Source organism: Vibrio gangliei (assembly GCF_026001925.1).
GTDB lineage: Bacteria > Pseudomonadota > Gammaproteobacteria > Enterobacterales > Vibrionaceae > Vibrio > Vibrio gangliei.
Genome location: NZ_AP021870.1, coordinates 103,300 through 127,113 on the forward strand (window position 1 = coordinate 103,300; position 23,814 = coordinate 127,113).

Annotated in this window: 25 protein-coding genes; 4 read left to right on the forward strand and 21 right to left on the reverse strand. The window is 41.9% G+C overall.

Annotation, left to right across the window (positions count from 1 at the left end; genetic code table 11):
- The first annotated feature begins 43 nt into the window (after positions 1–43).
- Together Vgang_RS12480 and Vgang_RS12485 are read left to right on the forward strand one after the other, a co-directional pair.
- Positions 44–400 (forward strand): DUF6516 family protein, encoded by a 357-nt coding sequence (locus Vgang_RS12480; protein ID WP_105901179.1) that lies wholly within the window; start codon positions 44–46, stop codon positions 398–400.
- Between the two features lies 1 nt (position 401).
- On the forward strand, positions 402–803 hold the full coding sequence (locus Vgang_RS12485; RefSeq protein WP_105901180.1) for an HVO_A0114 family putative DNA-binding protein: 402 nt from the start codon (positions 402–404) through the stop codon (positions 801–803).
- Positions 804–927: 124 nt separating this feature from the next.
- Here Vgang_RS12485 and Vgang_RS12490 read toward each other — a convergent pair whose 3' ends face one another.
- From Vgang_RS12490 to Vgang_RS12515, 6 genes are all read right to left on the reverse strand, one after another.
- Positions 928–1,587 (reverse strand): HAD family hydrolase, encoded by a 660-nt coding sequence (locus Vgang_RS12490; protein ID WP_105901181.1) that lies wholly within the window; start codon positions 1,585–1,587, stop codon positions 928–930.
- A 2-nt stretch (positions 1,588–1,589) separates the two neighbouring features.
- Positions 1,590–2,636 (reverse strand): ABC transporter ATP-binding protein, encoded by a 1,047-nt coding sequence (locus Vgang_RS12495; protein WP_105901182.1) that lies wholly within the window; start codon positions 2,634–2,636, stop codon positions 1,590–1,592.
- Complete coding sequence (locus Vgang_RS12500; RefSeq protein ID WP_245879891.1) at positions 2,627–3,364, reverse strand: ABC transporter permease; 738 nt, start codon at positions 3,362–3,364, stop codon at positions 2,627–2,629. The genes Vgang_RS12495 and Vgang_RS12500 overlap by 10 nt, the downstream gene beginning before the upstream one ends.
- 85 nt (positions 3,365–3,449) lie before the next feature.
- Positions 3,450–4,337 carry an ABC transporter permease gene (locus Vgang_RS12505; protein WP_245879892.1) on the reverse strand — a complete coding sequence of 296 codons (888 nt, stop codon included), beginning with the start codon at positions 4,335–4,337 and terminating at the stop codon, positions 3,450–3,452.
- Positions 4,338–4,342: 5 nt separating this feature from the next.
- A complete protein-coding gene (locus Vgang_RS12510) occupies positions 4,343–5,209 on the reverse strand; it encodes an alkaline phosphatase family protein (RefSeq protein ID WP_105901185.1) in 867 nt (288 codons plus the stop codon).
- 69 nt (positions 5,210–5,278) lie between these two features.
- The gene (locus Vgang_RS12515; protein WP_105901186.1) at positions 5,279–6,331 is read right to left on the reverse strand and encodes an ABC transporter substrate-binding protein; all 1,053 of its coding nucleotides are present in this window, start codon (positions 6,329–6,331) and stop codon (positions 5,279–5,281) included.
- Positions 6,332–6,571: 240 nt separating this feature from the next.
- Here Vgang_RS12515 and Vgang_RS12520 point away from each other — a divergent pair, with 240 nt between their 5' ends.
- Entirely contained in the window at positions 6,572–7,273 is a 702-nt protein-coding gene (locus Vgang_RS12520) for a UTRA domain-containing protein (protein ID WP_105901187.1), read from the forward strand.
- A gap of 65 nt (positions 7,274–7,338) precedes the next feature.
- On the opposite strand, the gene bglB is transcribed toward Vgang_RS12520, so the two are convergent.
- The 15 genes from bglB to Vgang_RS12595 form a co-directional block, all read right to left on the reverse strand.
- Positions 7,339–8,481, reverse strand: a complete 1,143-nt coding sequence (bglB, locus tag Vgang_RS12525) for a beta-galactosidase BglB (RefSeq protein ID WP_105901188.1) — start codon at positions 8,479–8,481, stop codon at positions 7,339–7,341.
- 19 nt (positions 8,482–8,500) lie between these two features.
- Positions 8,501–9,808, reverse strand: coding sequence for a TRAP transporter large permease (locus Vgang_RS12530; protein WP_105901189.1), 1,308 nt, complete (start codon positions 9,806–9,808; stop codon positions 8,501–8,503).
- Positions 9,805–10,323, reverse strand: a complete 519-nt coding sequence (locus tag Vgang_RS12535) for a TRAP transporter small permease (RefSeq protein WP_105901190.1) — start codon at positions 10,321–10,323, stop codon at positions 9,805–9,807. Before Vgang_RS12535 ends, Vgang_RS12530 begins: the two co-directional genes overlap by 4 nt.
- Positions 10,324–10,398: 75 nt before the next feature.
- A complete protein-coding gene (locus Vgang_RS12540) occupies positions 10,399–11,385 on the reverse strand; it encodes a TRAP transporter substrate-binding protein (RefSeq protein WP_105901191.1) in 987 nt (328 codons plus the stop codon).
- 274 nt (positions 11,386–11,659) lie between these two features.
- A complete protein-coding gene (locus Vgang_RS12545; protein ID WP_105901192.1) occupies positions 11,660–12,463 on the reverse strand; it encodes a helix-turn-helix domain-containing protein in 804 nt (267 codons plus the stop codon).
- 215 nt (positions 12,464–12,678) lie between these two features.
- Positions 12,679–13,503 carry a rhamnulose-1-phosphate aldolase gene (gene rhaD / locus Vgang_RS12550; protein WP_105901193.1) on the reverse strand — a complete coding sequence of 275 codons (825 nt, stop codon included), beginning with the start codon at positions 13,501–13,503 and terminating at the stop codon, positions 12,679–12,681.
- Positions 13,504–13,551: 48 nt separating this feature from the next.
- The gene (rhaM, locus tag Vgang_RS12555) at positions 13,552–13,866 is read right to left on the reverse strand and encodes an L-rhamnose mutarotase (protein WP_105901194.1); all 315 of its coding nucleotides are present in this window, start codon (positions 13,864–13,866) and stop codon (positions 13,552–13,554) included.
- A 23-nt stretch (positions 13,867–13,889) separates the two neighbouring features.
- On the reverse strand, positions 13,890–15,149 hold the full coding sequence (locus Vgang_RS12560; RefSeq protein ID WP_105901195.1) for an L-rhamnose isomerase: 1,260 nt from the start codon (positions 15,147–15,149) through the stop codon (positions 13,890–13,892).
- 11 nt (positions 15,150–15,160) lie between these two features.
- Positions 15,161–16,618, reverse strand: coding sequence for a rhamnulokinase (gene rhaB / locus Vgang_RS12565; protein WP_105901196.1), 1,458 nt, complete (start codon positions 16,616–16,618; stop codon positions 15,161–15,163).
- A gap of 250 nt (positions 16,619–16,868) precedes the next feature.
- Positions 16,869–17,756, reverse strand: coding sequence for a 2-hydroxy-3-oxopropionate reductase (garR, locus tag Vgang_RS12570; RefSeq protein WP_319952102.1), 888 nt, complete (start codon positions 17,754–17,756; stop codon positions 16,869–16,871).
- Between the two features lie 13 nt (positions 17,757–17,769).
- The gene (gene garL, locus Vgang_RS12575) at positions 17,770–18,543 is read right to left on the reverse strand and encodes a 2-dehydro-3-deoxyglucarate aldolase (RefSeq protein ID WP_105901198.1); all 774 of its coding nucleotides are present in this window, start codon (positions 18,541–18,543) and stop codon (positions 17,770–17,772) included.
- 13 nt (positions 18,544–18,556) lie between these two features.
- Positions 18,557–20,062 carry a tripartite tricarboxylate transporter permease gene (locus Vgang_RS12580; protein WP_105901199.1) on the reverse strand — a complete coding sequence of 502 codons (1,506 nt, stop codon included), beginning with the start codon at positions 20,060–20,062 and terminating at the stop codon, positions 18,557–18,559.
- Between the two features lie 12 nt (positions 20,063–20,074).
- Positions 20,075–20,542, reverse strand: a complete 468-nt coding sequence (locus Vgang_RS12585) for a tripartite tricarboxylate transporter TctB family protein (RefSeq protein ID WP_105901200.1) — start codon at positions 20,540–20,542, stop codon at positions 20,075–20,077.
- Between the two features lie 6 nt (positions 20,543–20,548).
- Positions 20,549–21,598, reverse strand: coding sequence for a tripartite tricarboxylate transporter substrate-binding protein (locus Vgang_RS12590; RefSeq protein ID WP_105901201.1), 1,050 nt, complete (start codon positions 21,596–21,598; stop codon positions 20,549–20,551).
- A gap of 32 nt (positions 21,599–21,630) precedes the next feature.
- The gene (locus tag Vgang_RS12595; RefSeq protein WP_211293960.1) at positions 21,631–22,764 is read right to left on the reverse strand and encodes an enolase C-terminal domain-like protein; all 1,134 of its coding nucleotides are present in this window, start codon (positions 22,762–22,764) and stop codon (positions 21,631–21,633) included.
- A 283-nt stretch (positions 22,765–23,047) separates the two neighbouring features.
- On the opposite strand from Vgang_RS12595, the gene Vgang_RS12600 reads away from it, so the two are divergent.
- Positions 23,048–23,728, forward strand: coding sequence for a FadR/GntR family transcriptional regulator (locus Vgang_RS12600; RefSeq protein WP_170066814.1), 681 nt, complete (start codon positions 23,048–23,050; stop codon positions 23,726–23,728).
- The last annotated feature ends 86 nt before the right edge of the window (positions 23,729–23,814 follow it).

Below are 23,814 nucleotides of genomic sequence, written 5' to 3' on the forward strand. Positions count from 1 at the left end.
CCAGTGTTATACTCAGGTCATAACACTGGTTGAGGGTGTTTGTGTGGATGAAATTGATGTTCTATTGAGTATGCACGGTGAACAGGTTCATCGTGATGATGGATATTGGTGGAAAATTGAAGCTTGGACTGTCCCACCGACAAAAGAACGACCTCATGGCATTCGCTATAATTTGACTCTGCATAATAAATTCAACAAGCGAGTGTTTGGGCATGATAATGCACATGCTATTAAAGCGCCGAAAGGGAAAAAGTTCAGCGGTAAGCGCTACAAATATGATCATTTACATAAATCAGCCGTTGATCAGGGTACGCCTTACGAATTTTCTGATTGTTACACGTTACTTAAAGATTTCTTTGAAGGTATTGATAGAACCATTGCTGCAATAGAGGGTAAATAATATGAAAGCAAGAATCGGGATCATGTCTGAAAAGCTCATTCGTATAAGATTATTAGCTATTGCTCAAGGTAGATATAAACCTCAAGCTCATGAGCCAAAGGTTTGGTATACATCACTTAATGCCATTTCACAGATTCTACGTCCGGAGAATATTGAGTTGTTACGTGTTATTGACTCAGAAAAACCTAATAGCTTAACTCAGTTGTCAGAGTTAACGGGACGGGCAAAATCTAACCTTTCTAATACGCTTAAGTCTTTAAGTGAAAAAGGGTTTGTGCGTTTAGAGCAAGGAAAAGGTAAGTCACTGAAACCTATCGCGCTTTTCACCGATTTTGAAATAGTCACAGACTCAGAGCTTGAGCATTATCTACTGCAATTATCAATCGGTCAGTCAGCTGCTTAATTTAGCTATAAATAATCAAAGGCCGAGAACATCGAAACGTTTTGGGCCTTTTTTATTGTGTTGGTTGCTTATGTTTTGCGTTTTACAGTGTAAATAATCTTACTTCTCTTCAATAAATCCCAAGTTAACCCCAAGCCAGTATCTGCCATGGCTTATTTTTCGCTTGCTCGGTTAAACGTGGACAAGGGTTGACCAAATAAGCGTGGTCGGCATATTCACATAGCGGCAAATCATTGATGGAATCGGTATAAAAATGCACTTCTGAAAATTCGGTTGGATGTTGTTCACACCATTGCTTTAGGCGTATCACCTTACCTTGTTGGTAGCTTGCTGTGCCTGAAATAGCTGGAGTGTAGTGATTATTCTGAATGACTAAATCAATCCCAATGGCATGTTGAATACCGATCCTTCTGGCTACCGCTTGAACTAAAAAGCTGACTGAAGCAGAAATGATTAGCATAGTGTTCGATTTCTGTTTAAGTGTCGTTATTAATGCTTGAGCTTGCGGGAATAGACGCGGCAAGATTTTTTCAGCTACACACTGGTCGGCTAATTGCTCAATTTGTTCTATTGATAAGTGGCGGATTGGCTCAATGGAGAAAGCTAAATAATCCACCATGTCCATTTCGCCTTTAGCATACAGTGTCATCAGGCGTTGATCTTCTTTGAGAAAGTCAGGATCAGTCGCGATGTTTTGTTCTACTAAAAATTGATGCCATAGCATGGCACAGTCGGCGTTGATGAGCGTTTCATCCATGTCAAATACATATAGAGGCTGTACCATGATTAAACTCCCACAGGTTGTATTTCATTCATATTAAAGCGCAATTGCAGCTGTTGCCCTGCTTCTAATAATCGTTCGGATGAGCGATTTAATAGATCGACTGTGAGCGCACAAGATTGACAACCATTAAGCTCTACATGATAGCGGATGACATTGCCAAGTAATTGATGATTTTTGATGGTGGCTTCATGCGGTGATGAAATATGTTCTGCATAATGTCGGCCTTGTTCATGAACATAAATAGATTCAGGACGAATCGCCACTTTATGCTCAGTTTCAATATCAAATAATTGATGGGCTTGCTGCGCGTTTATCAGGTTGTAGTGCCCCATAAAGGCAGCCACAAACTCATTAGCAGGTTGTGTATAAATCCGTTCTGGTGAACCTTGTTGCACAATGCTGCCTTTATTCATCACGAAAATACGGTCAGACATGATCATGGCTTCTTCTTGATCGTGAGTGACGAAAATCGTGGTTAAGTTAAGTTCTTTTTGGATTTCTCTAATTTGCTGTCTTAGGCGTTTGCGAATTTTAGCATCGAGGGCGGATAGTGGTTCATCTAATAACAATATTCTTGGCTTAACAACGAGCGCTCGTGCCAATGCGACACGCTGTTTTTGTCCGCCGGATAGCTGATGTGGGTAGTGTGTTTCTCGACCCTGTAAGTCAACCAGTTCAATGACGTTGGATACTTCTTTTTGAATTGTGGCTTTATCGAGCTTTTTCATTTTTAAACCGAAGGCAATGTTTTGTTCAACGGTCATATTTGGGAATAAAGCGTAAGATTGAAAGACCATCCCAATTCCTCTTTCCTGAGGAATTTGGTGAGTGATGTCTTTACCGTCGACATGGATATGACCATTATCGACATCATTTAAACCGGCAAGGCTACGTAATAAGGTCGATTTACCACAACCACTCGGGCCAAGTAAGGTAATAAACTCCCCTTTTTCTATCGAGAACTCAATATTTTCAAATACGCTATTAGTACCAAAACTTTTACTGAGTTGGCTGACATGGACGTAAGAGTGGTGTGAATTTATTTGCATGATGAAGCTCCTTGGCTAAAACGACTGGCAAGCCAAGTCAAAATAAGAATGAAAAAGAAATACGTCATGACTAAGGCAGAAGTAAAGTGACCACTGGTTTGACGCATGTTGTATAGGTAAATTTGTAACGTTTCAAAGCGTGTGCCGACTAAAATGTTGGCAAATACAAACTCGCCGAGTAAGAAGGAAAAAGAGATAAACAGGGACGATAACAATCCTTTTTTTAAGTTAGGTAAGATCACTAATAAAAATGCTTTGGTACTGCTAGCACCGAGTAAGTGAGCGGCATCCATTAGGTCATGCAATTGAATCGCTTGTAAATTATTGGCAAGAGAGCGGTACATAAAAGGTAGCGCAATGGTGAAATAGGTTCCAACTAAGATCCAAGGCGTGCCGACCAAAGGAATACTGCTATCAGAATACAGTTGCAATAAACCAACAGAAGACACCACTGGTGGAACGGAAAATGGCAATAAAATAAGCAGATTCATTAACTTATCTAGCTTAGGGAAGTAGTAAAACACCACTAATATCATTGGCAAGATTAACGCTAGGCTGAAGATAAGTGATCCGATGCACAGAATGAGAGAGCGCCAAAAAGCCGCAATAAAACGCTCATCCGTAAACAGCTGTGTATACCATTTCAATGAAAAACCGTCAGGCAGTACGGTTGCTCCCCACTTTGATGAAATTGAATACAGTAAGGTGGCGATGATTGGCAATAACATTACAACGATAATGCTGTAAACGATCACTTGATGAATCGTTTTAGATTGATGATGACTGGATGACGTCCGGTGTGAACCATTTGAGTTAACGTTTTGCATGGTAACTCCTTGCAATAAGCCACTGGTTGATGACCGTAATGAAAGCCAAAATGGTCAGTAATAACACAGAAATAGCGGCGGCTAGATTCGGCTCAAGGAAGAGATCACCAGAGACTAAACTCGCAATTCGAATGGTGATCATGTTGTAATTTCCACCGGTGAGCGCATAAACCGTTGCATACGCGCCAATGGCGTTGGCTATCAAAATAATGAAAGTGCCAAATAAAGCCGGAGTGAGAATGGGTAAGCCGATTTTTAGCCAATACTGAGCAGTATTGGCGCCAAGTAGTGCCGAGGCCTCTTTCCAGTCTTGATTGAGTTGGTCGAATGCAGGGTAGAGCAGTAACACTGCTAATGGAATTTGAAAGTAGACATACACCACCAATAAACCAGATTCACCATACAGGTTAAAATCCCCCACCAAGCCATGTTGACGCAAAAACAGTGTGATAGCCCCATTGGTGCCAAGAATGATAATAAATGCGAAGGCTAACGGGACACCGGAGAAATTGCTGCACATATTGGTGATGGACACAATCGCATCACGAAATTTGCTATCTAAATGCCTTAATGATGAAACGAGAATGGTTGCAATCATCAAGCCTATCATGCTTGACCAAATAGACACCCATAAACTATTTCGAAAGCCTTGTAACATAAACTTTGAAGTTAAAATATCGATGTAATGAGCGAAAGAAAAATGCCCTTCATCGATAAAGCTGTTGATCACCACCCATATCATTGGGGCGATTTGAAACAAGTAAAAAACCACCATAAAAGGAACTAACCACATAAGCGGTTTAAGCTTTCGCAGATAGTTCGCCCTTGATGTTGTGTGTGGTTTTACTTGTGACCGAGTGAAAGTAGACGACATGGAATTCATTGCTCTGCCATAGAAGACGTTAATGGATTTTGATTAGCGGTATTTAATAAGCCGGCACAATACGGCTTGTTATGCTGCAAGCCTAAAACTTGGCAAACCGTTCCGCACAGTTCGGTTTGTTGAATAAAAATAGTATCGTTTTTGGGGTTATCGGCTTGTTGTTGAAATGCTGAACCGAGTAGAAATAATGGCACTTCGCGTTCCTCAGCCAAAACACCACCATGAGATAAATCATTATTCATGCCGTGATCACTGGTGATCATGATTTGATATCCCGCTTTTAGCCAACTTGGGATAAAGTTCGACAATAAGACATCGGCATGTCGAGCAGTATTGCGATAATGGCTCGAATCTAAACCACTTTGGTGTCCGGCATCATCAATGTTCATTGGATGAATGAGCAAGAAATCCGGTTGGTAAGTCGTCAGTAGATAATCCGCATCTAAAAAGACCGCTTCATCAGGATAGTGATCCCAATGATAGAAACGGCCGTGTTGAATATTAAGAGATTCATCATGCGTGTTTCTGTCTCTTACTGCATCAAAAGGAGCGCGGTTGTATAACTCGCTCATCCAATGGTACGCCGAAGCGGCTGTCACTTTGCCTTGCTGGGTGGCTAAGCTAAAAATGGACTCATGGTAAGAACGGCGTACTACCTGATTATGGATAATGCCACTGTCTACCGGGCGGACACCAGTGAGTAAACACTCATACAGAGGCCGTGATAACGAAGGCAGTTCACAGTTGAGTTTGAAAAGAGATGCTCGTTGCTGCTCAATTAACCCTTGTAAGTAGCCCATGCATTGATGAGCTACTTGGTAATTGAGGCCATCAAGAACAACTAAGATGACCTTGTGGTTCATAACTTTCACCGAATAGTCGTTGATAGAATGGTTTTCACACCATGCTGTTTATTTAGGTTAATCCCCTAATTACTGCTGATTGATCAGTACGTTTTCTTGCCATTGGCGAGGTAATTGACTGGCTGACTTTTCCCAAGCTTTAAAATCTTTGATTGGGTGAACGTTAGCGTATTCAGAGTTAGGCAGTAGCTTGTCTTGAACCTCTTTCGGTAGTTTCACTTCCGTACGAATTGGGCGCGCATAACCTTCGGCAAGGTTGATTTGGCCTTGATCGCTGAAGATATGCTCACGAGCGAGTTTCGCGGCATTTGGGTTTTTAGCGAATTTATTGATGATGGTGGTGTAACCTGAAATGACGGAACCATCTTGTGGAATGCTGACAGTAAAGCGATCACGTTCAATTTGATCTCGGTAGTTAAGCGCATTGAAATCCCACATGATCGCGACTTCAACTTCCCCTTTTTCAAGGTTCGCGACGCTAGGATCGGTGAAAGATAAACGTCCTTGCTTGGCGAGTTTGCCAAAGAAGTCGATAGCTGGCTTTAGGTTCTTTTCATCGCCACCCATAGCATAAGCTGCTGCGAGTACGCCGTTGTTAGCTTGTGCGGCAACACCAACATCACCTACGGTCACTTTATAATCACCGTTAAGCAAATCAGCCCAAGTTTTTGGTGGGTTTTTGACTAGATTATTATTGGAAATAAACGCAATGGTGCCGGTATAAGCAAGCGCCCAGTGACCTTCTTTATCTTTTGCCCAATTTGGAATGCTATCCCAAGTGGTTGGTTTATAAGGTTGTGTTACTCCTTTCGCGACCGCAACACGGGCAAACGCAAAACCTACATCGCCAATATCGGCCGTGGCATTGTTTTTCTCTGCCGCAAATTTCGCGATTTCTTGCGCCGAGCTCATGTCAGTATCTTGATGCTTCAGGCCGTAATTTTTTGTCAGATCGGTCCAAGTATCTTTCCAGTTTGCCCATGAGTCTGGCATGCCGACACTATAGACCGCGCCTTCTTTCTTGGCGGCGCTGACAAGTGTGTCCATGTTGTTTTCTTGTGCAAAAGTATGAGCAGTAAACAGTGAGGTAATAAGAGTGGTGCTAATTAACAAACGTTTCATAAAAGTCGCTTCCTTTGGACTAGGTCAGTAAGTTCGAAAATCATCCTAAAACCCCAATATGACGCTTTGAATTCAGTTAGCTTGCAGTTTTAAGTCGATTTGATTGCAAGTTAATGACGCAAGCACGACAAGGAAGAATGTGCCTTTTACTGTCACGGATTTGTTATAAACCGACAGTAGAGTAAGGGCTTAAATATTGGACTAGATCAGAAAGCCATTTTCTGCGAGTGAAAGACATCAATGACACGATTAGGACAGATAAAAAGCATTATTAAAGATAGGATTTCGAGTGGAACATTGGGACGACGCAGCAAACTGCCATCGGAACGTGAACTGAGTGAATTATTCAACACGACTCGAATTACCATCAAAGACGTGTTGGTGTCATTAGAAACAGAAGGGCTGATTTATCGTGAAGGTAGAAAAGGTTGGTATGTTTCACCGCCGAGGATCTGCTATAACCCGTTATCACGCAGCCACTTTGAAAAAATGGTACAAGAGCAGCACCGCCAGGCACGTACAGAATTAGTGACAGTTCGAACTGATATTGCTTATGGTGAATATGCACAAGCGCTTGAGATTGATTCACTGTCTTCTATTCATATTATTGAGCGTGTTCGATTTATCGATGATCGAGCGGTATTGCTGGTGGAAAACTGCTTAAAATCAGAACTTTTCCCTAATATTCTCGAATTCGACCTTGCTACCTCATTGACTCATCTTTTTAGCAATACTTACGGCTATCAAACAAAAAGATCAAAATTTGAAGTATTTCCAACCTCCGCACCAAAGCATGTAGCGAAAGCACTGGGGTTATCAGAAGGGCAACCTATCTTGAAAATTTGCCGCGTGAATTATAAACAAGATGGTGAGCTCATGGATTGCGAATTTGAATATTGGCGACCAGATGCGGTGATGATCAAGATTGACAGTGGGGAGTAATTTATAAATGAACCATAAAACACTAAATTCATAGCGCTTTATGGTTCTTTGGTGTGATTAGTAATTTACAAATACGTTCTCAAATATTCAGACAAACATAAAATTGCCATCGCTTGGCCATAAGGCATTGAAGTTAATGGTATTTCACGGTAGTAATCAAGATCGCTGCCCATGGCGGTACCGAATGAAGTATTGATTAACTCACCATCTTCATTGATATAGTCTTTAATTAGCGCATCTACGGCTTTGTGGGCTATTGGTGCGTATTTAGGATCGATATAATGTTTACGTACCGCTTTTAAAATGCCGTAAGCAAAGCCTGCTGTGGCTGAGGATTCAACATAAGAATCTGGATCATCGAGTAACGTAGTCCAAAGGCCATTTTCAGCTTGGCTTTGAGCTAGGGCTTCCACTTGTCGATTTAACACATGGATTAAGTGACGGCGATAAGCATCGTGCTCTGGCAAATCTAATAATTCTAAGAAATCAGGAATAACAATCGTGACCCAGCTGTTACCACGAGCCCAGCGCGCATTGGCAAAGTTGTGTTTACCGTCGAATGTCCAGCCGTGGAACCAAGTGCCGGTTTCCTTATCCATCAAGTAGTTAATGTGAATTAAGAATTGGTATTTCGCTTCTTCCACATATTCAGGCTTGTTCAACAGTAGGCCGATTTTAGTTAACGGCATCACGCTCATCATTAATGTGTCATCCCACATTTGCTGAGTGTTTTCACTGTTATAAACGATGTGCTGAATACCGCCGTTTTCAGTGCGAGGCATTTCATACATTACGTATTCAGCCCACGTTTCTAAATAAGGGAGTAGGCTTTGATCGCCGGTTTCTTCGTAGCGATAAGCCAGGGTTAAAAACGGGCACACTGTGTTGACGTTTTTAGTCGCTTGCTCTTCCGAGAAGCGGTCTTGGAACCAATCATCAATGATTTTTAGAACCTGCTGATCATTGGTTTGTTGGTAGTATTTATACATGCCATATAAGCCAATGCCGTGGGTCCACTCCCAACCAGCCCAGCCTTTGGTGTCAATGGTGCGGCCATCATCTAAGTGCAGTAAGAACTCGCCAGTTTCATCTTTAATGTTGATTAAGTTGTCGATCAAACGGTTGATTTTTTCTACTACGTGGCTTCTTTCGTGAGTACGGACAGGACGACGAAGAAGAGCATTGTGTTTTACTGGAAATACTTGCATTGTAAAAACCTCGATAAAATTACATCACACCTAATAACTTAGGCAGGAAAAGCGTTAAATTCGGTAAATATGTGATGAGCAATAGCACGATGAAAATCGCGATATAAAATGGAACAAGCGGTTTGATGACATCTTCAACTTTGACTTTACCAACACTGGCACCGACATATAGGCCACTACCTACCGGTGGGGTAATGGTGCCAATCGCTAGGTTAAAGACCATCAAGATACCAAAGTGAACCGGGTCAACGCCGACTTGCTTCACAATTGGTAATAAAATCGGTGTGAAAATTAAGATTGCAGGGCCGATGTCCATAAAGGCGCCAACGACTAATAGGAATACGGTCACAACCAACATGATCACGAGTGGATTGTCAGATATGCCTAAAATCAATTCACTTAATGCCGCTGGAATGCTGGTAATAGACATAGAGAATGACATAGCAGACGATGTTGCCAGTAAGAACATGATCACACCTGTCATCACAAAGGTTTGTGTGAAGATGTTTGGCAGATCTTTTAGCGTTAATGTTTTATATAAACCTAAAGTTAAGTAAGCGGTGTAAACCACAGCAACCGCTGAGGCTTCAATGGCAGTGAAGATGCCTTGCACAATACCGCCGACCACAATCACCACTAATAATAAGCTTGGTAATGCATCTTTGGTCACTTTGGCTGCCACGCCTTTTTGTAGAGGGAAGAAAACGCGGTAGTTGTTTTTCTTGGCGACAAAGTAGGTAACAACCATACAGCCAATGCCCCATAAACTGCCCGCGACTAAACCGCCTGCAAACAAAGCGGCAATCGATGTACCACCACTGGCAAGCGCATATAAGATGAAAGCCGTTGTCGGCGGGATCAACATACCAGTGGGTGCAGAAGCAATATTCACCGCAGAAGCAAAGTTACGGTTGTAGCCTTCTTTGGCACTCATCGGGATCATTACACCACCAATTGAGGTTGATGCAGCAATGGCTGAGCCTGATACAGCGCCGAACATCATGTTGCCAGCAATGTTGGTATAAGACAGAGAACCAGGGACACGGCCAGTGAACAATTTAGCAAAGTTCACCAAGCGTGTGGCGATGCCGCCGTTATTCATTATCACCCCTGAGAGAATGAAAAATGGTACGGCTAGCAAAGCAAAACTGTCTAAGCTAGAGAACATTTTTTGCGCTGTTGCGAACATGGCGAGGTTAAAGTCGAGCGCCATTAAAATAGTCGCAGTCGAAGAGATAACAATACATAAGCCGATTGGTGTGCCTAATATCAGTAGCACCACAAAAACGGAAATAAGTGTGAAGGAAGCTAAAACTGGATCAATCATTTTTGACCTTCCAAAGACGTTTTGGCAACGCCATCAGTTTGTTGAGTCTGACCTTGTTTAATCAGATCAGCGATATTCAGCAATGAGTAGATAATGACTAACACGCCAGACACTGGCAGTGCGTAATAGACTTTACCCATCGAGACTTGGAGTACCGGTGAAATTTGGTACATAGTGATGGATGAAACGTTCCAGCCACCAATGATAAGGACATACACCGCAAAACCGATGAATACTACTTGCAACACGATCTTCCAGATATGGATTAAATGTGGTGGGCACTTATCAAGAAATAAGGTCAAGCTAATGTGTTCTTGTTTGCCTGACACATAAGCTAAACCAATCAAGGATACCCAAATCAGAGCAAAGCGTAGAAACTCTTCAGAAAAGGTACTTGGTGAATTAAATACATAGCGGCTGATCACCTGCCAACAGGCAACCGCGACCATGATAAGCAACGCAAGGCAACCAAAGGCCTCGATGCTTCTATCTAAAATGGTTCTAATTTTGTTCATGTTATTCCCTTCCTAGTTCTCAGCTTTCAGCGCAAGTTGGTGTGTTGCGTGAAAAGTGAGTCAGAAACTTAGCGATCACTGAATTTGGTTTATTTTTTGGTACAGTGAGTACAGCTCAGGTTTGGATTGCAAATCATCGTAAATAGGTTGAACGGCTTGTTTAAACTCAGCATGGTCAACATGGAAAAACTTCACGCCAAATTCGCTTTCGGCCAATTGGCGAGTTTTATTCATTTCATCGGCCCATTTCGCTTTTTCCAACTCAGTCGATTCTTTTACGGCTTCTTCTAAGGCTTGCAGTTGGGTTGGCGTGAGTTTCTTTTTAGTCATATTGCTCATGAGAACAATGTCAGGAATGCGCGTATGTTCGTCGTAGGTGTAGTAAGGTGCCACTTCACCATGACGGGCAATGGTGAGTGCAAATTCGTTATTTTCTGCGCCATCAATAATGCCTTGTTGTAATGAGGTATATACTTCAGATTGCCCCATAGCGATAGGTGATGCTCCGAGTAATTTCATCGTGCGGATGGAAGTTTCGCTTTGCATTACGCGGATTTTCTTACCTTTTAAATCCGCCAATGATTGCACCGGTTTTTCGCTCATATAAAAACTGCGAGCACCGGAGTCATACCAACCAACACCAGTAAATCCAAGATGTTCGGTCGATTGATAAACGGTATTCATGATGGTTGGATCTTCCATCACCTTGTAGAAAGATTGCTGGCTTTCAAATAGATATGGCAGTGAAAATACCCCGTAAACCGGAGAAAAACTTTCCATTAAGCCGGATGACACTTTAGTGATGTCAACCACACCGACTTGTGTCATTTCGACCAGTTCACGTTCGCCGCCGAGTTGACCATCAGGAAAAAATTGCACTTTAACTTCACCATTGGTTTTTTCTTCTACGGCTTTACCTAGGTATTGCAGCGCATCTTTGACCGGTTGGCTGTTTTCAGCGTAGGCAAGCCTGAGAATGGTCGCCGCTGAAGCTGGCAGTGCACATGGCAAAAGCACTGCAGATAGTAAGATACATTTCGTTATTGCTGTACGCTTGAACATACAGACCCCCACTTTTTATTAGTATGAACGCTGTGTTTAATTCATCTTATTTAAACTGGCGCATTCGTTTTATTTCGACGAAATCATGTCATAGCCCCGTTTGGCGCACCTTTGCAAAAATGCCAAGCTTGAATTTTTGTTGTCCGAAATGACAAGTTTGTGTATTCAGAATCACAAAACCGTCATCTTGCTGAAATTGGCTCCTAGAGGTGGCTTCGATATAAAAAATGGCCAAGTGAATTTGGCCATCGATGGATGAGGTGTTGGACGTAAACTATCGGAATTCTGATGGTGATTTATTCATGAGCTTTTTGAACTTAGTACTGAAGTAGTTACTATCGGAATAGCCGACCTTAAAGGCGATATCCGTGACCGATAAATCAGAATATTGCAGCAGTTGCATTGCCTGGTTAATGCGTACTTGGTGTAAGTAGTTATTAAACGATTGGTGGGTGATTTGCTTGATCTTTCTGCTCAAGGTGCGTGATGAAAGCTGGAACTGATCCGCGACTTCACCAATGGTGAACTCTTGGTGATAATTGGCTTTGATCCAATCTAAAACTTGTAGCGTTTTATCATCCATTGAGGCGTGTTCTAGCGGGGCCAATTTGCCTCGGTGTAACTCGACAATTAATTGTTGAAACAGGGCTTGTGCCATCCATTCAGAATCACGTTGTGGTTGATGCACTTCGGTATCAAGCGTTTGGATTAAGTGACTCACCTTCTGCATCGCTTGATTACTAATATGCCAACCTTTATGGTCGGAATACCCTTGCGGCAAATAATCATTGAGTCCTGCTGGCAAACTAAGCGCGTCTTTACGAAACAAGATGTTGCTTAGATATAAATTATCGACATTTTCGAATAAATGACGATCTTGTGGGCTGATAAAGCAGACGTGGTTTTGCTCTAAGCTGTCAGGAATATCATTGATAACATGAGTGCCGCTGCCTTGTGAGACGATGATCAACTCTTGGAAATCATGACTATGTTCAGGAAAGTTATCTTGCGGCGTGCGCAATTCCGTCGTAATGGCTCTTTCTGTGTTGGAAAAGAAATCGTTGACGTTCAGTTTCATTACTTTTCTGCCCAGCTAAGATTAAAAATAAAATGGTGTTTTATAGTAATTTTCACGATCTGTATTTGACTAAGATCGACTCTTAAAATCTGCGTCTGTTAAGTTTTTCTGAACTGTGATTGCTGTCACTACCAAAAAATTGCTGTCACGACCAAGAACATGACAAAAGCACCGTCTCAAAGAAAGCGGTGCTTATTGGTTAGATTAATTGAATGTTATAGCCCAAAGGTTTCCTTTAATTCGTGCATGGCTTGTTTGCTGACCCCTTCAGGTTCATAGCCACTGGCAAGGCACATTAGGAACAGTTTTGCGCCCTTGTTGGCGACATCAATGAAATCAAACGCCGTCAGCGCATCGACACCTGTCGCAACCGCACCGTGTTTTTCCCAGATCGCTACATCGTGTTTAGCCAGTTTTTCTTTGGTGCCATCCGCCATGGTTTTACTGCCAGGCATGCAATACGGCACGATGCCAATACCGCGTGGTACGAATGCGCGCACTTCTGGGATCATCTGCCAGCAGACATGAGTGTACAGCTCTTCATCATGGGCGTATTTAGGATGGTGCGATAGGGCAATCAGCTCAATTGGGTGGGTATGAACCACGCAGCGATCAGCGGAGCCCGCTTGCTGTTTTTGCATAATGATCTCAACGTGTGAGATGAACTCACTCGTCGGCGCGTAATCAGGCAAATCGCGACCGCCCCATAAAATGTGATAGCCCTGCGCATCGTCATCGATACGTAAAATACAGCCGGCTAATTGAGGTTGATCGAGTTCGCGAATACGCTCGCCAGTGCCTTTTACAAAGAAAATGTGGCCTGCACTTTCTTTGGGAAATTGGTCATCCCCAACCATAGATAATTTGCAGTGTGGAAAACTGTCTAAGCTAGGAGGTAATTCGCCAAAGATCTCTGTGACATCGACAGAAATATTACCGCCGTTGCGTTCTGCCCATTCACGTTGCCAAAGGTATTGCGCGGCTTCTGAAACTTTATCGATTTCTCGTTTTACTGCTTCATTTAAAAAGATTTGAGTCATGGTTTTTCCTTAAATCAAAGTGAGAGACTGGCCCTCACTTTGGTTGATTTATGCTAAATAAAAGGCCGGATATAACTCGGTGGCGATGGGGGAGTTATCCGGATTGGTGGCCATGATATCGGTCATATACGCCCACCAACGTTGGCATACTTCCGTCTGAGCGGTTTGCTGCCAAAGTGCTTCCGATTCAATTTCGACATACGCAAACAGCTGTAACGTGTCTGGGTGCAGAAATATCGAGTAATTATGTGCGCCATGGGTTTTGAGCATGTGTTCCATTTCTGGCCACAACTCATCATGACGTTTTTGGTACTCGGCCTCACAGCCTGGTTTTAACGTCATCACCGATGCTTTGCGTATCATCAAGTTATCCTCTTAGTGATGGGTTAGCGTTGTAATAAAACGGCTTCTTCGTAATGTTTCACATCTTGCAGCCAATCTGCTCCGACAGGTACGCCCGCTTGTAGGCAGTAGTAATCCCAAACCGCCGCCCATGCGTTAGAGTGAGACTCTTCCATTAGTGCTAGGCGCGTGGTGTAGTCGCCAGCAACCTCAAGGGCTTTAAGTTTGTCGGATGGCTCAAGTACCGCTTTTAGAAGTGCTTTACGCATGTTACGAGTACCGATCACCCACGCCGCGATGCGGTTGATAGAGGCATCGAAGAAATCAAGGCCAACGTTGACGCGATCAAATAAGCCATGACGAACAATTTCTTTGGCGATTTCTTGCGTTTCAGTATCAAACGATACGATATGATCACTGTCCCAGCGCATTGGGCGGGTGACGTGCAAAATGAATTCATCGACATACAAAGAACAGGCACTAATTTTGTCGGAAATCACTTCGGTTGGGTGGAAGTGACCCGCATCTAAGCAAAGTAGGATCCCGCGGCTGGTGGCGTAGCCCATATAGAATTCGTTGCTACCGACGGTGTAGGCTTCTGCGCCAATGCCGAACAACTTACTTTCTACTGCGTCTTTGTGGTATTGAGTGTCGATCTTTTCAGAGATGATTTCGTCTAGAGATTCCATCAAACGCTTACGAGGAGCAAGGCGGTCTGCAGGCATATCTTTCATGCCGTCAGGAACCCAGATATTCATCACTGAAGGCGTGCCTAACTCTTTCCCGAAGTATTCAGAAATTTTACGACTGGCTTTACAGTGATCGATCCAGAATTGACGGATTTCATCATCGTGGTGCGACAAAGTGAAGCCATCATCGCTTTTCGGATGTGAGAAACAAGAGGGGTTGAAGTCTAAGCCTACTTGTTCTTTTTTCGCCCATTCCACCCAATTTGCAAAGTGTTTTGGTTCAATTTTGTCACGATCAACCGGCGTGTCGGATTCTAAATAAATCGCGTGTAGGTTTAAGCGCTTAGCCCCAGGAATTAATGAGAACGCTTTGTCGAGGTCTTGACGTAAATCTTGCGCAGAACGAGCACGGCCAACATAGTTACCGGTGGCCTGAATGCCGCCACTTAATTCTTGATCTGGGTTTTCAAAACCACGTACATCGTCGCCTTGCCAGCAATGAATCGAGATTGGGATGTCATTGACTTTAGCAATGGCTTTATCCGTATCTATGCCAAGTTCAGCAAATTGTCGTTTGGCGATGTTGTATGCGGTTTCAATATCAGTTTTGTTCATTGGATTAAGCCTTATTTTCTTGCAGTAAGAGTGAGTAGCTGAGTAAACGTGTCTACAGCTTGTTGTAAGTGCGCTATCGGCTGTGGCGTATAGCTGTCGATAGGGAAGGATTGGCGAATAAGTTCACGACCTTCAGTGATGTTGTTGATGGCGTTTAAGGCCACCAATTGACACACGATATTGCCAAGTGAAGAGGCTTCAGTTGGGTTTGCTTGAACCGGAGTGTGGCAAACATCGGCGCATAATTGGTTTAAGAATTTGTTATTGGCACCACCGCCAATAATGTGGATAGAGTCAAGTTCAACACGGCTGATGCTTTGCAAATCTTGGAATACTTTGCGGTATTTCAAGGCTAGGCTGTCGTAAACACAGCGCGAAAGCTCAGCAATAGTTTCAGGAATTGGCTGAGAGGTTTCGCGGCAGTAGTTTTGGATTTCAGCGCGCATTGAACTTGGATTGAGGAATCGCTGATCGTCAGGATTAATCAACGAACGAAATGGGGTCACTAATTTGGCCATATCCACCAGTTGTGGAAAGCTAAACTGTGAAAATTCATTTTGCAGGCGTTGGACTAACCACATGCCCATGATGTTTTTTAAGATGCGGAAGCGACCTTCTGCGCCACCTTCATGGGTTAGTTCTAATTCTGTGGTGTGTGCATTGATGATAGGTTCAAGACGCTCAATGCCCATTAAAGACCAAGTGCCAGAGCTTAAAAACGCCGTGTTCTCATTTTGCAAAGGCGCGCCGACTACCGCTGATGCCGTATCGTGGCTCGCCACTGAAACCACAGGAATTTGCACTTCTTTTGTCTCGTAATGGCCAATCACATGGTTGGGTAATTGGGGTTCGAGCAGCCAATGGCTTGGAATATCAATCGCATTGAGCAGTTTCTTGCTCCAGCTTTTGCTTTCGCAATTGAGTAATTGGCTGGTGGAAGCGTTACTGTATTCGCAGTTTTGCACGCCTGTTAAGCGGTAGTTAAGGTAATCAGGAATAAACAACAAACGTTCGACATCCTTGAACCAAGCTGGATTGCTTTGTTTGATTGCACGGAGTTGGTACAAGGTGTTGAACGATAAAAACTGGATGCCAGTTTCAGCATACACGTCTTGCTTTGACATCTGCTCAGCGAAAAAGGTTTCCATCACACCTTGAGTGCGCTTATCACGGTAAGCCACGAAATCACCGAGTGGTTTTCTGTTTTTATCTAGTAGTACAAAATCAACGCCCCAAGTATCAATACCGATAGAATCAGGCTTGATGCCTTGCTGTAAAACTTTATCGATGCCTTGCTTGATGTGCGCCAGTAACGCGTCTAGATCCCAGCAATCATGCCCATTACGAGAAATGAGCTGATTGGCAAAGCGATGAATTTCAGATAATTCGATCTTTTGCGAGGCCACTTTGGCCAAAATCACTCGGCCACTAGAAGCGCCTAGATCGACAGCAATTATGTTTTTAGACATCGGTAAACCTCGATAATGTTGATAGGCTTATCTTCGAGGTTTTGGTGGGTTAAAAACTTAAGATTTTGGACAGTTTGATAGAAGTTGTGGCGTATTTTTCGTGTCGGTAGGCGAGGTAGTCACAATTTTATCGTTCAATTAAAAATTGAGGTGGGAACTTCAAGTATTCAACAGGTTACTAGTGTGGGGCCATAAAACCAAACAGCTACCCAATCGGTAGCTGTTAGATGCTTGCTTAGAGGAGGGGGCTTTAACGCTGTATGGTTACTTTAGTTAAGTTTTCGTAATGCAATGCAAGGGCACAATGATCTTTTGTTTCAAGGTTATCGGCTTTGAGTGCTTGCATCATTTCCATAACTTGTGTGGTCAGTGGCAGTTGAGCGCCTATACCATGTGATGTATCTAATGCGTTAGCGAGATCTTTGATGTGTAAATCAATACGAAATCCAGGTTCAAAATTACGGTCGAGGATCATGGGGGCTTTTGCGTCTAAAACGGTACTGCCCGCGAGCCCCCCTCGAATAGCTTGATAGACAAGTTCAGGCTCCACTCCTGCTTTTGTTGCAAGGGCCAGAGCCTCTGACATGGCAGCGATATTTAAAGCAACAATAACTTGGTTCGCCAATTTGGTGACATTCCCAGCGCCAATGTCACCAGTATGGACAACAGAATCTGCCATGGCTTTCATGACATCATAATATTGCTCAAAAGTCGCTTTGTCTCCACCAACCATAACAGAGAGTGTGCCATTAATAGCTTTAGGTTCACCACCACTGACCGGTGCATCAAGCATTTTAACGCCTTTGTTCGCTAGTGCTTTGCTGATTTCCTGGCTTGCTAATGGGGCAATAGAGCTCATATCAATAAGGACAAGGCCTTCCTTTGCGCCTTCGATTAAGCCATTATCACCTAATACGACTTCTTGGACGTGAGGGGAGTTAGGTAACATCGTAATAACGACATTACTACGTTGAGCGATTTCTTTCGGTGAGGTTGCTGTTTCTGCTCCAGCTTCAACGAGCTCTTTTATATCATCTTTACCGCGGTCAAGAACGATTAATGAATAGCCATCTTTTATTAGGTTTTTGCTCATCGGCTTACCCATGATACCTAAACCGATAAATCCAATTTTCATCATTATTTCTCCCTCGTTACTTATTTAAAAAGTGTTGGCACAACTGCTGAGTTGCATTTTTAAATACGCCCAAATCACTACCGACGGCAACGACATTGGCTCCCCACTCTAGGTAGCGTTCAGCATCTGCTTGAATTGGTGCTAAAATTCCTACTGATTTATTGGCCTCTTTCGCTTGATTAAAAACTGATTTGATAGCCTCTTGAACTTCAGGATGATTCGGGTTACCTAAATGGCCTAAAGCGGCAGCGAGATCACTGGGGCCGACAAAGACACCATCAATACCTTCTAACGATAAAATGGCTTCTAAATTATCTAATGTCTTTTGACTTTCAATTTGGACAATAACACTGATATTTTGATTAATATTCTGGAAGTAGTCGTTAATGGTCCCGTATCCATTACTTCTGTGTCCAACCGATACACCTCGTGTACCTTCGGGTGGATAACGAGTTGAAGAAACAGCCAACTCTGCCTCTTCTTTGGTTTCTACAAACGGAATAATAAAGTTATAAAATCCAATATCGAGTAAGCGCTTCATGACAATAGGATCATTCACCGGCGGTCGTACCACAGGAATGCTCTGACTATCTTTTAGTGCCATGAGTTGTGGGATGAATGTTTGTATGTCATTTGGAGCGTGTTCCCCGTCTAATAAGATAAAATCAAACCCTGCTAGGCCTAATATTTCTGTTGTTATTGGGCTGGCTAAAGCACTCCAGCAGCCAATTTGTTTTTCTTTGTTCTTCAGCGATTGTTTAAAGCGATTTGGGTAGCTATTTTCATTCATAATGATGTCCTGTCTATAGGTTTAAACCGGCCGTTTGTTGCTTTTTATTAGCGCGATATTTTTTTATTAATGGCCATAAGATGCTAATGACAGCAATAGAAATGAACATCAATGAAATTGGGCGTGTTAAGAACATTGAATAATCGCCATCGGCATAGCTCACCCCTTTTCTAAAGTATTCTTCTAGGCTCTTACTTAAAATGAATGCGAGAATAAATGGGCTCGTTGGGAGCTTGGCTATTTCCATCACTACACCTAATAAGCAGCAACCGAGCATGACATAGATGCTAAACATGCTATTAGCTGTACCGTATGCCCCGATGAATGCAACTATCAAAATAGTGCCATATAAATAGTGATACGGAATTTTGAGTAATAAAGGGAACCAACGTTTTGTTAATAACTGCATGGTTAAAACGATTAAGCAACAAACTAGAATGCCTGCAAAAATTAAATAAGAGATGTCTGGGTTAGACGTCAGCATGAGAGGGCCCGGCTGCAAGCCATGGATCATTAAGCCGATTAAGAGCATGGCGGTAATACTGTCACCAGGGATCCCTAATGCAATCATTGGAATAATTGCACCACCAATTGATGCATTATTAGACACTTCTGATGCCCAAATACCAGCTGGGTACCCTTTACCAAACTTTTCAGGATGTTTATTACTTGATTTCACATGTGCATAAGCAATCATGTTTGATACGCCAGAGCCCATCCCAGGTAAAAAACCGACCCATAAGCCAATAAAGAATGAGCGGATGATGGCACCAATATGGCGTGTAATGTCAACAATCGATATGCCAAGACCTTTAAAGTTACCATCTTTGACTTCTGGTAATTCTTGGTCGCCTTTTGCAAAGTTCATGGAAATTTGTCGACAAGCAAAAATACCTAGTGTGATGGCAATGACACTGATGCCACCATCTAATTCGTGAGTACCAAAGGTATAACGTGTGACTCCTGAAACTTTATCCATACCAATACATCCGATCAGCAAGCCAATGGATGTTGCCAACAAGCATTTAAACATGCTGCCTTGGGATAGGGCTGCTACTAGTGTTATTGCACAAAAACATAAACTTGCGTATTCCCATGGGCCTAGTTGTAATGCAAGGTCTGCAATAATAGGGCTAAGAAAAGTTGCAATGATAATAGAGGCAATCGTCCCAAAAAATGAGGCTAAAATACCAATCGTTAGTGCGCGAGTTGCCTGTCCATTTTTTGTCATTGGATATGCATCAAATGTTGTGGCTATCGATGATGAACTTCCTGGGATCCCAATCAAAGTCGCACCAATGAAAGAGCCGGATACACCGCTTATATACATAGATAACAGCATACAAAATGCTTGGGTGGTATCCATCCCTATTGTCATTGGTAATAATAGAGAGATGCCGATTGCCGCGCTTAGCCCGGGGATTGCACCAAATATTAAACCTACCACAGCTGTAATTAGGATGAGCATCAAATTTAAAGGCTCTAAGCAGAGCAATAAACTAGAGAGATATGCGTCCATAAGACCTCCGATTTATTCGAATAATATGCCTGGTGGCAACATGACATTAAAGCCTACGGAAAATAGGACATAGATCGATGAGGTTATGATCATTGATGCAACTACTCCTATTAATATTGATATTTTTTTATCACCACTGAACATGTTTATTAAAGCAAAAGCCATAAATGGTGTGGTAATTAAAAATCCAAAGTACATAAGCCCAAGAGAATAAGTGATTAATAGAGCCGACATGAAAAATAATCTCCTCCACCCATCTCTTGACAAAAATGGCTTTTCGCTTTGATTTTTATTCTTTATTGATTCAAAAAATACGCCTATACAACAAATAATCATTAATGTTATCGATATAACAGGCATAATTCTTGGTCCGGGTTCAGTCAGGTTTTTAGGTATCTCTATATCATTAACAAAAATTAGGAATACAATTGCCAAAACAAGAAAAAGTAGACTGATAATTTGGTCATTTTTTAATATCATGATGAATTACTCTTCTCTGTATATACCTAAAGATTTTGCTACGGCAGCTTTACTTTCATATTCATCTTTGAAATTAGCCATTGATTCTTCTACTGAATGCCATTGAGCCATTTGCCCCATACCTTTCATTCCGATGTAATAAGGGTTGTCTTTATTGGCTAAGTCTTTTAGTGACATATTGATTTTCTCAACCAATGCAGAGTCCATGCCTTTTGGCCCTATGACGTAATAGTTGGTTACGGCATAAGATTTTTCATAACCCATCTCTTGCAGAGTTTTATAGTTTTCAGGAGCAGTAGGCATGAAATCATCGATCACGGCGCCATTTGCACCAACGGTGCCTAAGATCTTTAATTTTCCAGCTTGTTCATATTCTTCACCATTTGCGAGAGATACTGTTCCTAAATCAATAAACCCGCCAGCAAGACTCGTTAAGCGGTCTGTCTCTTGAGAGGCTTCTACATATTTGAACTTTATGCCTAAATTATGCTCAAGTGTGCCTAATAAAAACTGAGTAGTTCCATTAGGTGAAATACCCGCTTTGACCGTATTGGGGTTTGCTTTCATATATTCGACAAGCTCAGCAAAAGTGTTGTAGGGCGCATCGGTGCGTACTGCTATTGCTCGTAAGCCATTGTTTCCCATATGGGCAATAAGTGTTATATCTTTAAGTGGGTCAACATCAGACGAGCCAGTGACATATTGAGTAAAGAGTGCAGAATGGGTTTCACTTAATGTTAAGCCATTTGGCTTTTTATTTGCTAGCTGTGTAAAACTGGCAACCGTGCTATTAAAGTTTTTAGCTGCGAAATTCATTCCCGTTTTGTCTGACCAGCCATTTGATAAAAATCGAGTCGTAAGATCAGAACCACCTCCCGGCTTTCCTGGAATATATAAGGTTACAGTATTATCAGTCCAAGCTAGAGAGGTATCTTGCTGCACTTGTGGGGTGTTTTTTGATGTTTCTACTTGAGTTTCTGATTTATTATCAAAACATCCTGTTGTGGAGAATAAAGTCAGTAATAGTGCAGCTCCTAAAATAGCTTTGTTCTTCATAATTAAAATCCTTGTAGGGTAAATAAGTGTTATTAGTTGTTATAAAAATATTGTTTTAATTTAAGTAGGCCATCTCTTTCTAGCTTTTCTATATTTAATCTCTGAGCATTGCCTGGAATATTGGTAGGTAAATAAAATCTCCCATTTCGTTCTTCAGGAATATTGAGTGCATATTCACAAACCGGTTGGCTAATAGGTTCATGAAATTCAATTAATTCATCTTCATTAAATAATGTGCCAAATAAGGCGCATAGATAAACACGTCCTCCCGACATGAATCGCAGATTTTTTTCACGGGATAAATTTCTAATAGCAATTAAATCATCTATTCTTGTCATGCGACCAACCGACGGCTGTAAAACATCAACCCCTTTCTCGGCATATATTTCAAATTCGTAATTAATACGCATCGATTCGCCAAACGCTAGAGGAACTTTGACCCCTCTTTCTTTTAACTCTTTGATACCATTCATATCATTTGCGTGGATCGGTTCTTCTAACCAAGCTAGATTAAAAGATTCTGTCAGCTCTGCGAATTGAACTGCGGTTTGCACATCCCATTTTTGGTTGGCATCTACTGCAATTTCGATATCTGACCCAAGTGCGGTTCGAACTTTATCAATACGTTGTAAATCTCGCTCCATGTTGTCACTACCGACTTTGAATTTAACAGTGGTATATCCCTCACTGACGTAGCGTTGCATGTCATCAACAAGCTCCGAATCGTCAAGTAAAATGGATCCCCCACCTTTATAAGCCTTAGCCCAATCCTTCTCTGCACCGAGGAAGCGGTGTAGTGGCATATTTTTGCGTTGTGCTAGGAGATCCAGCATCAGAGTATCCATTTTTCCTAAACAAACTGCTTTTTCACTTTGGCTGCCACTATTTCTTACCTTCCAATATAAAAAGTTTCTCCATTCATTAAATGAACGAGATTCTCCCGTTAAGATCAAAGGTAAAATAGTGTGGATAAAGGTTTTATCTATTGCTAAATAGTGGGCAACGAATCCTTCTGAATCATGCAGTTCGATACATCCTCTTTCAGGAGCGAATTGCCCAAGCCCACCGGTACCATCTTGAAAAGTTTTGGGGAGCTTAATGGGATCAAACTCATAATATATCGCTTTTCTAAAACTCAATTTTTCATCGAAATTGTAGCGAAACATGATTTCCCTCATTTATGTTTGGTATCTTAAAATTTAAAAAAAAACAATTAATCCGTTTAGATAATTCTTACTTGTATTACAAGTTGGTGTTATCTTATGCGGTAAATGTATCAGTGTGGATTATAGATTAATGGTGTTTTGATCTCATTTTTGCTGTAAATATATACTATTTATCTATAAATGGAATAATGTGTGAGTTTGGTCACGTTTGTTATTTAGTCGTTTGTTTAAATTACTAATGCTTGTAATACAAGTTGGGTGGCTAATTTAAGGAATGTTAAGAATGAAAAAATCCGGTCGATTATCGACAGATGTTATTCAAGATCTAATCTCTGAAATTGATAATGGTAAGTATCAAGCGGGGGATAAGTTACCATCTGAGCATGAGTTGATTGAGCAATTTAATGTGAGCCGGACGGTAATACGAGAAGTGATAGCCAATTTGAGAGCAAATAATTTAATTGAAACTCGGCAGGGGAAAGGAGCATTTGTGCTTCCTAAGCCTTTGCTTGATGGATTTCAGCTTAAAGATACGGATGCACCTGCTGCAGAAAAGCTTGGTTATATTTTAGATATGCGTATTGCTATTGAAGCTGAAACAGCGTTGATGGCGGCTAAAAATAGAACAGAGAAAGATTTACAGCGTATTAAAGCCGCTATTGTAGAAATGGAAAGTATGATTAATGAAGAAAAACCACCGCTCCAAGCAGATCTAAATTTTCATTACGCTATTGCTATCGCCTCAAAAAACCCACATTTTCTTGGTTTATTAAAATACATTGATAGTCATTTAGTACCAGAAAAACAACAGATTACTCCAATTCAAAGAAAAATTCAGGCTTTAAAAGAACATGAACAAATATGCCATGCCATTGAATTGGGAGATCCTGATGCTGCAAGAGCAGCAATGCGTTTGCACTTATCTGGTACACGAGAACGATTAACTTCGCGGCTAAAAAAATAACCCCCAGTAAGTTATAAACTGGGGGCTTGTTTGATTTGTGGTCTTAATCGAGAGCGCCTGAATACCACCGGCGCTTCATTTTATGT